We start from the raw sequence: 11,718 nt of genomic DNA, 5'->3' as shown, positions 1-11,718 counted from the left end.
CCGCAGCCGCGCAGAAATCCAACACCCCCCCCCCCGCCCCCCCGCGCCCCCCCCCGCGCCCCCCCCGCCCCCCCCCCCCCCCGCCCCCCCCCCCCCCCCCCCCCCCCCGCCGCCGGTTCAGTCGAACAATTCGCTGAGGAAGCTCTTCTTGTAATTCTTCTTGTACGGCTTGCCATAATGACGGTCGTCATGGCCGCGCTCGCGATATTCGGGCTGCGGCGGCGGGGGAGGGGCCGAGGCGCGTGGCGCGGGGGCGCTCGCGGCTTCGCTGCGCTCGATGATCTTGTCGAGTTCGCCGCGATCGAGCCACACGCCGCGGCATTGCGGGCAATAATCGATCTCGATCCCCTGACGTTCCGACATCGTCAAATTCACGCGGCAGGTCGGGCAAAGCAGGCCTTGGGAATCGGTCACGGATATTCCTTCCTTTAAGGGGAGAGTTATGAACGCCCAACGCGGCACGCGCGGACGGCGTTCCGTCAAACTACCGGATGCCAGTCGAAGGGCAAGGGCGCTTCGCGAAAAGCGAAGCGGTCGAGGTGGCGCGCGACGACGCCTTTCATCGCTTCCAGATGGTCGGCGCCGCTCGCGTCGATACGGACCGCCAGCGCGTTCGCGTCCGCATCGAAGGTGACGAGCGCGTCGTCCGTCCAGGTCGCACCGCGCGCATCCTTGGGGAAGGTCACGGTGCCATGCTCGGGGGTGAAGGTGACCGCGAGATTATGCTGCCAATGCTTGCACAATTGCTGGAGATATTTGCTTCCGTGTGCGGTCGGAACCTTGGCGATCGCACTCGTCATCACAGCCGCTCGATCTTCTGCGCCGCCTCGTCGATCAGCGCGACGATGTCGTGCAGCGTCGCTTCGTCGAGGTCGCGTTCGCCGAGCCGGTTCATCAGCACGGCCTTCAGATTGCCCATCGCGCGGCGGACCGAGGCGCTGTCGGTGCGCTGGCGCTCTTCGCCGATGTCGGCCAGGCGCGCGATCAGGCGTTCGGCGCTCTCCTTGTTGGCCTCCAGCTCGGCGGTGCCGGCGTCGGTGATCGCGAACAATTTCTTCGCGCCCTCGCTTTGTTGCGCTTCGATCAGACCCATGTCGTCGAGCAGCGTGAGGGTGGGATAGATCACTCCCGGGCTCGGCGCATAGGCGCCGCCGGTCAGTTCCTCGATCCGGCGGATCAGATCATATCCGTGCCGCGGTTCGTCGGCGATCAGCTTCAGGAGCACGAGCCGCAGCTCGCCGCTGTCGAACATCCGCTGGCGGCGGCCGCGGCCGTCGTCGTCATGTCCGTGGCGTCCGCCAAAGCCGCGGCCGCCGAAACCATGCCCGCCGCGGTGCATCCCGTGGCGCATCGCTTCGCGCACCATGTGGTGCATGGCGTGGCGCTCGCCGCAGCCGTGCCGGTTCATTCCCCCTCGGTTTATTCCATGTCGCATCTCGAACTCCTTCATATGATTCGATGCGTCTAAGATATATCTTGAAACAAACTTTACAAGAGGCGCTACGCGGCACCTTCGCCAACTTCCGCAATTCCTTGACTTCCCCCCGATTCCCGCTATCAGCGCCCCCGTGTTGTCGCGGGTTCGCCTGGGGCAATTCCGTCCGAGACAGTTGGTGAAGGGACTTTGCCCTTCTTAATTTCCAGCCGAGACGGGGAACAGTCTTATTCGGTCGCCCGCCTGTTATCAGGCGACGCGTCTTGACCGACCCCATCGGACATCGTTGCGCGAATGCAGGTGAGCCTTGGCTCGCGCCGGCATTTGCGTGTGTTAGCCGCCCGGCGGCTCCAGGCGTTTCGGCGCATGGGCATCCGGGCAGATGAGTGGAGTATAGGCATGGATCGTACGGAAAAGGCCGAAGCCGTATCCTCGCTGAACGCTACGCTGGGATCAGCTGCTGCTGTTGTGGTCGTCCGCAACCTCGGCATGACCGTCGCTCAGTCGACGGTGCTGCGCCAGCAGATGCGCGATGCAGGGGCCGACTTTCGCGTCACGAAGAACCGTCTTGCCAAAATCGCGCTCGATGGCACGTCCTACACCGGTATCGGCGAACTGCTGACCGGTCCCACAGCCCTTGCAACCTCGACCGATCCGGTCTCGGCTGCGAAGATCGCCGTGGAATTTGCCAAGACCAACGACAAGCTTGAAATCGTTGGCGGCGGCATGGGCGACGTGGTCCTCGACGTGAATGGCGTCAAAGCGCTTGCTTCGCTTCCCTCGCTCGACGAGCTCCGCGCCAAGATTATCGGTCTGGTGCAGGCTCCGGCCACCAAGGTTGCGCAGATCGCCGCAGCCCCGGCGGGCCAGTTGGCGCGGGTTTTTGGCGCATATGCCGCCAAAGAAGCAGCGTGATTTCGAACTAACTGAAACTTACTGCCGGGATATCCCGGTTCTGATGGAGAATGAACATGGCTGATCTCGCAAAGATCGTTGAAGACCTGTCGGCGCTGACCGTTCTGGAAGCTGCTGACCTTTCGAAGATGCTCGAAGAAAAGTGGGGCGTTTCGGCTGCCGCTGCTGTTGCTGCCGCTCCGGCCGCCGCCGCCGCTGGCCCGGCTGCTGAAGAGCAGACCGAATTCGACGTCATCCTGACGGGTGACGGCGGCAACAAGATCAACGTCATCAAGGAAGTCCGTGCGATCACCGGCCTGGGTCTCGGCGAAGCCAAGGCGCTCGTCGAAGGCGCACCGAAGGCCGTCAAGGAAGGCGCCAGCAAGGCTGAAGCTGAAGAGCTGAAGGCCAAGCTGCTCGCCGCCGGCGCGACCGTCGAACTGAAGTAATTTGGTTCGGTAGGACCGGCCGGTTCTTCCGGCCGGCTTCCAGCGAAAAAGAAAAGGGCGGTGCTGCGAGGCACCGCCCTTTTTTTGGGGCAGGTCACCCGTCAGTTGCGGGCAAAACCCGGACGAAGGCCGGGACGACCGCGACCGGGTTCGGGGCGACGGACATCCTGCTCCTGCGCGGCGGGTGCGGCCGGGCGCTGCGCGATTTCCCATGCGCTGACCGGCTTTGTCGTCAAATCCCGCTGCTGACCCAGCGTTTCGTCGTAAGCGGCGCGTTCCTGACGATCGAGAAAGCGCGCGCGCTTGAGGCGCTTGCTGAGCGTCGCAAAGGGATTGTCGGGCGTCGGCCCTGCGAGCGCCATCGCTTCATGGCGTCCCATGCTGCCGCTCGGCGCCGCGGCGAAGGCGGGGGTGGTGCGCGGTGCATCGACGCGTTCGCGCGCAGTATAGGCCGGGGTAACCCACGACTGGGCTTCGGCGCCCTGTCCCTCGGCCACGACGGGCGTGCGAGAGATCGCAGGCTCACGATCATAGGCGAGCGCATCTTCGGCAACCGCGCGCTCGTTGCGGCGGCGGCGCGCAAAGGCGAGACCCGCGCCGCCGACGATCAGCAGCGCGGCAGCGCCGCCGGCGAGTTCCCAAGGGAAATCGCTTCCGCCAGCGCTGGCATTTTCAGTGGGCGGCGGCGATGCGGCCTCGACGACCGGTTCGGCGGCAGTCATCGGCGCGGCGACAGGTGCGACATCTTGGACGGGCGCGGCATCGGAGGGCGTCTCAGCGGCCGGCTCAGGCGCTGAGGCCGGAGCGGCGGCGGTGCGGGCGCGTGGCGCGGTGCGTTCGCTCTTGGCCGGAGCGGGAGCGGCTCGCTCGGCCGCCTTCGGTGCGGGGGCGGTTTCCGCGGGCTCGATCTCAAGCGGCACACGGATAACCGGCTTCGGCGCCTGCGGCGGCGTGACAGCGGGCTGCGTAGCAGGCGGCTGCGCGGTTTCCGGGGCGGCGATTGGTGTCGGCGCGCTCGGCTCGGGCACCGTCGGCGGGGTTTGGGGCGCGGGTGCCGCGACGGGCGGGGTCATCGTGATGGTCGGCGCTTCCTGAGCGAAGGCGGCGGGGGTGGACAGGGCCAGAAACGCGGCAATCGCGCTCATGGCGGGGCGGGAGAGGGCGATATTCTTTGTCATAGTGAGGAAGGAACGAACCATGGGTTGAAAGTGCTGCCCGAGATGCGTCGCTTCCACGACGAGCCGTGCGCGCCGAACGGCGCGGCGAAGATTCCGGTGCGATGGATCGTGACCGGCAAAACATAGAGCGATCGGCGCGGGATGCGGTCGATCATAGCACGGGGTGAAGAAGGGCGACCTTTCCTGACGTCCGATTAGAGAAAGTGACAGTGGTTTTGCGCTTTGATGTCAGCCGCGTCACCAATACGTCATTCGCGCGCAACCTTGCCGTGATCAACGCCGGGTATGAAGACCACCGACCTCGTTCCCACCCGGATGCCCGACCATCTGCGCGAAACGCAGCGCCTGCTTTTCATCGCCAAACATGCGCGCTGGACGGGCGGTCTGCATCCCGATGACGGCAACCACGCGCCCTATCACCGGGAGATGCGCGAAACGCTTGAGGGGCTTGGAATGGCGCTGTCGATCGCCGACAGCTATGCCGCGTTGTTCGACCGGCCGGCGGTCGACTTCGTTTTTCCACTTCTGAACCGCGGTGGCTTCTTCAATTCCGAAATGCTGGTCCCCCTGCTGTGCAACCAGCATGGCTTGCCGTATCTGGGCGCCTCGCCGATCGTTCGCGGCCTGTCCGACGACAAGCATCTAACCAAGCTCGAGGCCGCGGCGCGCGGCGTGCCCACCGCGCCTTGGGTGTTGTTCCGCCGTGGAGCGCCCGTCGATGTATCGCGCTGTCCTCCTGCTCGGCGCTGGGTGATCAAGCCGAACAACAGCTCCGCCTCGTGGGGCGTCCGCGATGCGCACGACCGTACGCAGCTTGCGCAGGCGGTCGTCGAGATTCACGCGCTTGACCACGACGCGATCGTCGAACCCTTTATCGACGGCAGCGACATTGAAGTGCCCGTGATCACGCTCCGCAGCGAGCCGGCGATGCTGCCAATGATGATCTTCGAGCAGGCCGACCCGACCCAGCTTCGCTCTTACCAGGAGAAGCGCGACTTGGTCGGCAATGTCGGGTATTCAACCAAGCGTTTCGATGATCCATTCATTGCCGGCCGGGTCGCCGACTATACGGCGCGGATGGCGGATATCTTCCGTCCGTTCGATTATGGCCGCTTCGAATTCCGCGTCGACCACGCGACCGGGGACGTGCGGCTGCTCGAGGTCAATCTCAATTGCAACCTGTGGTCGGAAAAGCTGTTTTCGCGCTCCGCCGTGGTCGCCGGTTTCACGCATGCCGAACTGATCGAGACGATCGTCGCCGAAAGCATGATCCGCCAGATCGCGCCCGCGGCGGCGCGGCGGGACGCGGCGTGAGCGGGTCGATACTGATCCTCGCGGGCCGTAGGACCGGCGCCGAGGACCCGCTTGCGAAAGCCCGTGGCGTGGCGGACAAATGCCTCGTCCCGGTCTCGGGGAGGCCGATGATTGCGCATGTGCTGGAAAGCGCCGCAGCCAGCGCGTCGACGCATATATTCGTCTCGACACATCACGCCGACTTGTTGGGGGATCTGGATGACCCGGTCGCCAGATCGCTGGGCGGTCGCCTGACCGTCGTGCCCGCGGCGGACAATCTGGCGGATTCGGTCCTCGCGGTTGCCGGCGCCGCGGAACTTCCGCTCCTCATCACGACCGCCGATAATTGCCTGCTGACGCCGGCGACGATCGCCGAGATCGAAGCGGAGGCGATGCGGCTGGGCGTCGATGCGGGTGTGGCGCTGGCGCGGCGCGAGGATGTGCTTGCGGTCCATCCAGAAGGTCAACGGCGCTTTTACGAGTTTTCCGACGTCGCGGTGTCGAACTGCAACGCCTATTGGATCGGCCATCCCGGCGCCTTGAAAGCGGCGGAGGCTTTTCGCGGCGGGGGGCAGTTCGTCAAGAAGCCGCTTCGGGTGATGCGGGCATTCGGTTCGATCAACCTGCTGCGTTTCCGCTTTGGGCTGGGGCCGATCCACCATGTTTTCGCGCGCATCTCGCGCCAGCTGAAGGTCGAGATCGCCCCGCTGCTGATCAGCAACGGGGCGACGGCGATCGATGTCGACAATGAACGGTCGCTGCGGGTGACCGAGGCGCTGATGGGGCGCCGCGACAGGATCAATCCGCGATCCAATTGCCGTGGAACCCCGGAGGAACCCGGTGCGGCAAATGGACAACGGCTTGCGGTGACCCGGTAAAGTCGTCGGCGTTCAGGATGACGAGGTCGGTGGTCTCGTCATTCATGTTGACGACCAAGCCGATCAGCCAGCCGTCGTCTTCGGCTCCCTCTGCGTTCCGGGGCACGAAAACGAATTCGCCGGGATGGCGGCCGGGGCCGAAATCGTGGACGGCCGTCGAGCCCTGTTCCAGATCATGTTTGAACAGCCGCGTTTCGGCGAGCGCCCATTCCGCCGACTGTTCGTCGGGGATCGCGACGCTGTAGGCATAGCGATACGGCCGCGTTGTCAGCCGCTCGTCATAGCGCGGGAATTCTTGCGCATGGTCGTGGATGACGGCGCGAACCGTCGTGCCCGCGGCGGGATCGATCGTCCATCGCTCCATGCGGGATTTTTGGCTATCGGGCCCGCGCTTCGATTCGGCGAACATCGTTTCGTGCGCGACGAGGTCGACGATCACCTTGCCGTCGCCCGTTTCATAAGCGTTGGCCGGGTGGAAGACATAGCAGGGCTCGACCGGGGTCCAGGCGATGCTGTCGCCCCTGCCATTCCTGCGAAGGAGGCCGACCCGCGCCGGATGCGCATCGTTCCATGCGTAGGGGAAGCTGTAGCCGCCGAGCAGCATCTTCATCGAGAAGGTGACGGGCAGGTCGAAGACCAGCACATAATTTTCGGTGATCGCGCAATCGTGGATCGACGGGCCGTCGCTCACCGCGATCGCTTCCTCGCGGATCACATGCGCTTGGCTGTCGAGCACGACGTGCCAGACCTTGTTCGGCTCGTCGCCGCGATAGGTGATCGCGTGCGTCTCGTCGGTGAAGGGGTCGTGATGCGGGTGCGCCGTATATCCGCCGATCAGCGTGCCGTCGAAGGGATTGTGCGCGATCGTGTTCAATTCATAGCCAAGCTCGACGGGCTTTCCGCCCGCTTCGACGATGGCGAAAGTGCGGCCGGTTAGGCCGACGACATTGGTGTTCGGCGCGTCGTTGCGGCCTTCGCGCGGGCCCGGGGGCAGTTCCTCGCCGAGCATTTCGCACGCCTCGCTGCCGCGCACCCAGCGGTTGCGATACCAGTCGGCCTTGCCGCGTTCGATCCGGATGCCGTGGACCATGCCGGCGCCGGTGAACCAGTGATAGCTCGCGGGATCGGGCGCGGCGGCGGGATTCGGGCCGTTGCGGAGATAGCGGCCGGTCAACTGCGACGGGATCTCGCCATCGACGCGCAGTTCCTCGAGCGTGAATTCCTCGGTCATCGGTTTGTGGATGCCGGTGAGGAAGGGATGGGCGTCGGTGGGGCGGGGGAGGCGTTTGCGGTTGAAGTCGGCGAGCTTGCCGATGCCTTTGACGACCGCGCCGCGGATCAGGGTTTCGACGTTGCTTGCCATGGGGATGCTCCTTACGGAAGGTGACGAAGGTGCCGCGGAGGGTTGCGCGGGCGACTCGATATGTTTACAGTGGCAACATCATGGCAAGCAAAGATAACAGTGTCAACATAAAAAGCGGCGGTGCAAAGACCGCGCGCGGCTATCATCATGGCGACTTGCGCGCGGCGGTGATCGCGGCGGGGCTCGACCGGCTCGCGGAGGGCGACGGCGCCGAACTCGGCTTGCGCGCGCTCGCGCGCGACGTCGGGGTCAGCGCGACCGCGCTTTACCGCCATTTTCCCGACAAGGAGGCGCTGCTCGACGCGCTCGCCGACGAGGGGCTGCGGCGGCTCGGCGCGCTACAGGCGCAGGCCTGGCTGAAGGCGGGCGGCGGGGTCGCGGGCTTCAAGGCGACGGGCACCGCCTATGTCCGCTTCGCCCACGACGAGCCCGCGCTTTTTCGCTTGAGCTTCACGCGCCAGATGCCCGACCGCAAGGAAAGCGGCGACGGCGGCGAAGTCGCCTATAATTTGCTGCGTGCCGGGGTCGGCGAGGCGCTGCCGGGCGTGGAAAATGTCGATACCGCCGCGCTGCATGCGTGGGCGCTGGTGCATGGCCTCGCGATGCTGATCCTCGACCGGCGCATCGAATGGGACGAAGCGATGGTCGCGGAAGTTGTCAGCCTGACCTTCGGCGGCGTGGGCTGATCGCGCGCCTATATATATTAGCGGTTTATTTTCCCCTTTTGGGTTAACTGGTCGCATGACCCAGTCGCTGTCCCCCAGAGTCGAAGCGGTCTTTTGGTTCCTGTTGACCGCAACGGGATATTTCCTGCTCGCGAGCCTGTCGCTGCACGCGACCAAGGGCGCCGACAATATGGCGGCGGTCTGGCCGGCGAGCGGCTATGTCCTCGCGCTGCTGCTGTTGATGCCCGCTTATCCGCGCGCGCGCGTTTCGGCTTTTGCGGGCATGATCCTGTCGAGCCTCGCGGCGAATATATGGAGCGGCGTGCCGCTCGCGTCCTGTTTCGCCTATAGTTTCGCGAACGGGTGCGAAGCAGCGGTCGCGCTGTGGCTGATTCGCCGCCGCGAGCCGGGCGAACTGTCGTTCATGGCACCGCGCTCGGTCGCGCTTTTCTGCGCCGCGGCGCTCGGCGCGAGCGTGGTGAGTGCCGCGATCGTCTGGGCGCTGGTGGCGATGCTCGCGGGGGCGAGCGTCGATTTCTTTCTATCGTGGCTGACGACGGTGTTGCTCGGCATGCTGATCGTGACGCCGCCAATCGTGATGCTCGCGCGGATGCTCGGGACCAATGCGATGGGCAGGGCGTCGGCGGCGATGAAGGTGGAGGCGGCGGCGATCCTGACCGGCGCGGGCCTCGTCACCATCGCCGCCTTCACGCAGGCGCATTTCCCGCTGACCTTCTTGCCGTGCATCGCGGTCGTCGCCGCCGCCTATCGGCTCGGTCCGTTCGGCGCCGCCGCGGGGATGCTGATCGTGACGATCATCACATCGCTGATGACCGGGCAGGGCTATGGCCCGATCGCCGCGATCGAGGAGGCTCCGAAGGTCAAAGTGCTGTTCCTGCAATTCTACCTGCTGTCGCTTCTGTTCACGACGCTGCCGCTGGCGGCGCTGCTGATCGTGCGCCAGCGGCTGGCGAAGCGGCTGGAGCAGAGCAACCGCTGGCTGCTGCAGGCTGAGGCGGCGGCGCTCGTCGGCCATTGGCGCGTCGACCTCATCGGCTGGACGATCCACTGGTCCGACCAGGCCTATCGCGTCCACGGGCTGGTGCCGGGCTCGCCGGTCGATGTGAATTACAGCGTGAAGCAATATGTCGCCGAGGACGGGGCCGCGGTCCGCAAGATATTGGAAGTGGCGGTCAGCACCGGCGAGCCCTTCGAATTTCAGGGACGTATAAGGCGCGCCGACGGCGAGATCCGTCATGTGAAGTCGCACGGATCGATCGAGACGGGCCGTGGCGGGCAGGCGATCGCGATTTTCGGCACCGTGCAGGATGTCACCGAAACGGTTGAAAATGCGCGGATATTGGAAGCCGCGCGCAGCGCCGCCGAGCGCGTCGCGAACACCGACATGCTGACCGGCCTGCCCAATCGGCGGCACACGCTGGCCTTTCTTGAAAAGGCGCTGGCGGGCGCGCGCGACCATGGCGCCCCGCTGGCGGTCGCGGTGTTCGACATCGATCATTTCAAGCGGATCAACGATGCCCACGGCCATGCGATGGGCGACCGCGTCATCCACCGCGTCGGGCAGCGCGCCAAGGCGGCGCTGCGCGACGAGGATATGCTCGGCCGCATCGGCGGCGAGGAATTCGTCTGCATCCTGCAGCGATCGAGCGCGCAGGCCGCCGAAATGGTCGCTGAGCGCGTGCGCAAGGCGGTCGAGACCGGCACCGCGGCCGAAGAGGGCCTGCCGCAGGCGACGGTCAGCATCGGGCTTGCGGTGTTCGACGGCGAACTCGACATCGAGGAACTGCTGCACCGCGCGGATCAGGCGCTTTACGCGGCCAAGCGCGAGGGCCGGAACCGGCTGCGCATGGCGGCGTGAGGGGGCGGTCCGAATTTGGGGAGCGTCGGCTTTGGGGTGGGGAGCTGCCATAGCCCTCTCCCCTTCAGGGGAGAGGGTTGGGAGAGGGGGCCGAAGCGGCTCATGCCCCTCTCAACTTCGGCTAGCCGGTAAAACCGGCAAGCCTTCGTATCTCTCCCCTGAAGGGGAGAGAGCAATTACGCTTCGGCCGCAATCGGTCGCAAGCGGATATTCCCAAGATGCGCAGATTTAAGCATCGCGCTCCAGCCGCGACCTGGGCATGGAAAAGGGCGCGGAAGCCGTGCTCCCGCGCCCTCAACCGAAAATGCCGAAAGGCTTAGTTGGCCGGCTGTTCCACCGTCGCGTCGGCGGCGGCGGTCGTTTCGGCCTGCGGCGCCGGTTCGCCCGTCACTTGCGCGACGGCGGCGGCGAACTGGTCGGCGGTATAGGCCGCGGCGAGGCCGGTGGGCGACATCAGGAAAGCGCTGCGCGGCAGGCTGACGTCGTCGCCGCCGGGGGTCGTCACGACGACCGCATCGGCGCTGGCCGACTTGACCGTGCCGAGCACGGCGGTGCCCTTGAGGCTGCGGACGTCGGTGCCGGCGACGAGCGCGGCGGCGACCGCGGCGTCATCGGCGGCGGCGGCGGTGTTCACTTGCTGCATCGCGGCGGCGAATTGTTCCGCCGTGAAGCTGGTCGCGAGACCGGCCTGGCCGATGAAGAAGGCGGTGCGCGGCAGTTTCACGTCGCCGGTCGGGGTGGTGAGGACCACGCCGTCGGCGGCGACGAGCTTGACCTTGCCGAGAGTGGCGTCGCCATTGACGCCGCGCACGTCGGTGCCGGGCTGAAGCGCGGCGGTGAGCTTGGCCTCGTTGCCGGCCGCGGCCTGATCGACCGCGGCGATGACCTGTGCCTTGGTGGCGCCGATCGTCGGACCCTGTTCGAGCTTGCCGAACGAATTGGTGGGAAGGGTGACCTGCTTGCCTTCGCCAAGGTCGACGACGACGTTCGCGCCCTGCGCGCTCGCGACGGTGCCGAGCACGGCGCCTTCGGAATCGAAAACCTGGGTGCCGACCGCAAGGTCGACGGTCGCCGCGGCGGCGTCCTGCGCCATTGCGGGGGCGGCCAAGACGGCGGCCACGCCGAGAGAGAAAGTTGCAACAAAGCCTGCGAGTTTCCGCATCGCTTGGGGTCTCCTTGAGAAAATGGGATTGAAACGGTGTGAAGCTTGAACGCGCATAAGACCGCAAGGGCCACGCCAAGGCTGACGAACCGTGCAGGGGATGGGGTGAAGCGAGCCTGTGGGTGGAGGCTGGCGGCGGAGATGAGGCGAATCCTGTGCCATTCCGGGGCTCGGTTATTCACGCCGGGTTCGGGTGACTGATGCGTTGTGCCTCGTTTCCTCCGGGATAGGACGGGGCGGTGGGCAACGGCTGGTGCGGAGTAGCCGTTCCTGAATCGGTTCGCATCGAACCCTTCGACTGCTTTGGCGGGCGCTCAGGATAAACTTCCGGCTGCGCCGGAAGTCGAGATGCTCATCGGGCGCGGCGCTGCGTCGATGGGTGTCTCGACTTCGCTCGACACGAACGGAAACAGGGGATGGCCGCTACCGACCGGTTGCGGACATTGCGGTCAATCGCGATCATAGTTACCTTCTCAATATGACGGATAATCAATCATTCGTGCCTGCTTCGCTTGCTAATCC

Annotated in this window: 13 protein-coding genes; 6 read left to right on the top strand and 7 right to left on the bottom strand. The window is 65.7% G+C overall.

Features of this window, described 5'->3' with window-relative positions; all coding sequences use genetic code 11:
- Positions 1-117: 117 nt before the first annotated feature.
- From GGR90_RS19235 to GGR90_RS19225, 3 genes are all read right to left on the bottom strand, one after another.
- A complete protein-coding gene (locus GGR90_RS19235) occupies positions 118-363 on the bottom strand; it encodes a TFIIB-type zinc ribbon-containing protein (protein WP_245198848.1) in 246 nt (81 codons plus the stop codon).
- A gap of 116 nt (positions 364-479) precedes the next feature.
- Positions 480-800 (bottom strand): DUF2218 domain-containing protein, encoded by a 321-nt coding sequence (locus GGR90_RS19230; RefSeq protein ID WP_167923026.1) that lies wholly within the window; start codon positions 798-800, stop codon positions 480-482.
- Complete coding sequence (locus GGR90_RS19225) at positions 800-1,375, bottom strand: PadR family transcriptional regulator (protein WP_381449276.1); 576 nt, start codon at positions 1,373-1,375, stop codon at positions 800-802. The genes GGR90_RS19230 and GGR90_RS19225 overlap by 1 nt, the downstream gene beginning before the upstream one ends.
- Before the next feature lie 459 nt (positions 1,376-1,834).
- On the opposite strand from GGR90_RS19225, the gene rplJ reads away from it, so the two are divergent.
- Together rplJ and rplL are read left to right on the top strand one after the other, a co-directional pair.
- Positions 1,835-2,350 carry a 50S ribosomal protein L10 gene (gene rplJ / locus GGR90_RS19220; protein WP_166941561.1) on the top strand — a complete coding sequence of 172 codons (516 nt, stop codon included), beginning with the start codon at positions 1,835-1,837 and terminating at the stop codon, positions 2,348-2,350.
- 56 nt (positions 2,351-2,406) lie between these two features.
- Complete coding sequence (rplL, locus tag GGR90_RS19215; protein WP_167923024.1) at positions 2,407-2,778, top strand: 50S ribosomal protein L7/L12; 372 nt, start codon at positions 2,407-2,409, stop codon at positions 2,776-2,778.
- Between the two features lie 101 nt (positions 2,779-2,879).
- Here rplL and GGR90_RS19210 read toward each other — a convergent pair whose 3' ends face one another.
- Both GGR90_RS19210 and GGR90_RS19205 read right to left on the bottom strand, forming a co-directional pair.
- Positions 2,880-3,923 (bottom strand): hypothetical protein, encoded by a 1,044-nt coding sequence (locus tag GGR90_RS19210; RefSeq protein WP_167923023.1) that lies wholly within the window; start codon positions 3,921-3,923, stop codon positions 2,880-2,882.
- Between the two features lie 29 nt (positions 3,924-3,952).
- Positions 3,953-4,111, bottom strand: coding sequence for a hypothetical protein (locus tag GGR90_RS19205; protein WP_167923022.1), 159 nt, complete (start codon positions 4,109-4,111; stop codon positions 3,953-3,955).
- Between the two features lie 130 nt (positions 4,112-4,241).
- On the opposite strand from GGR90_RS19205, the gene GGR90_RS19200 reads away from it, so the two are divergent.
- Together GGR90_RS19200 and GGR90_RS19195 are read left to right on the top strand one after the other, a co-directional pair.
- Positions 4,242-5,270 carry a D-alanine--D-alanine ligase family protein gene (locus tag GGR90_RS19200; protein WP_209023892.1) on the top strand — a complete coding sequence of 343 codons (1,029 nt, stop codon included), beginning with the start codon at positions 4,242-4,244 and terminating at the stop codon, positions 5,268-5,270.
- Positions 5,271-5,338: 68 nt separating this feature from the next.
- Positions 5,339-6,127 (top strand): NTP transferase domain-containing protein, encoded by a 789-nt coding sequence (locus GGR90_RS19195; protein ID WP_342449968.1) that lies wholly within the window; start codon positions 5,339-5,341, stop codon positions 6,125-6,127.
- Here the strand turns inward: GGR90_RS19195 and GGR90_RS19190 are convergent.
- Positions 6,048-7,490, bottom strand: a complete 1,443-nt coding sequence (locus GGR90_RS19190; RefSeq protein ID WP_167923020.1) for an 8'-apo-carotenoid 13,14-cleaving dioxygenase — start codon at positions 7,488-7,490, stop codon at positions 6,048-6,050. The genes GGR90_RS19195 and GGR90_RS19190 overlap by 80 nt on opposite strands.
- Before the next feature lie 80 nt (positions 7,491-7,570).
- Here GGR90_RS19190 and GGR90_RS19185 point away from each other — a divergent pair, with 80 nt between their 5' ends.
- Together GGR90_RS19185 and GGR90_RS19180 are read left to right on the top strand one after the other, a co-directional pair.
- On the top strand, positions 7,571-8,176 hold the full coding sequence (locus tag GGR90_RS19185; protein ID WP_167923019.1) for a TetR/AcrR family transcriptional regulator: 606 nt from the start codon (positions 7,571-7,573) through the stop codon (positions 8,174-8,176).
- A gap of 55 nt (positions 8,177-8,231) precedes the next feature.
- Complete coding sequence (locus GGR90_RS19180) at positions 8,232-10,034, top strand: sensor domain-containing diguanylate cyclase (protein WP_167923018.1); 1,803 nt, start codon at positions 8,232-8,234, stop codon at positions 10,032-10,034.
- Positions 10,035-10,350: 316 nt separating this feature from the next.
- Here GGR90_RS19180 and GGR90_RS19175 read toward each other — a convergent pair whose 3' ends face one another.
- Positions 10,351-11,154 (bottom strand): hypothetical protein, encoded by an 804-nt coding sequence (locus tag GGR90_RS19175; protein WP_209023891.1) that lies wholly within the window; start codon positions 11,152-11,154, stop codon positions 10,351-10,353.
- Positions 11,155-11,718 lie beyond the last annotated feature (564 nt).

Origin of the sequence: Sphingopyxis italica (assembly GCF_011926545.1) — a bacterium.
Taxonomy (GTDB): Bacteria; Pseudomonadota; Alphaproteobacteria; order Sphingomonadales; family Sphingomonadaceae; genus Sphingopyxis; species Sphingopyxis italica.
This window is presented reverse-complemented; position numbering and strand designations above follow the sequence as displayed.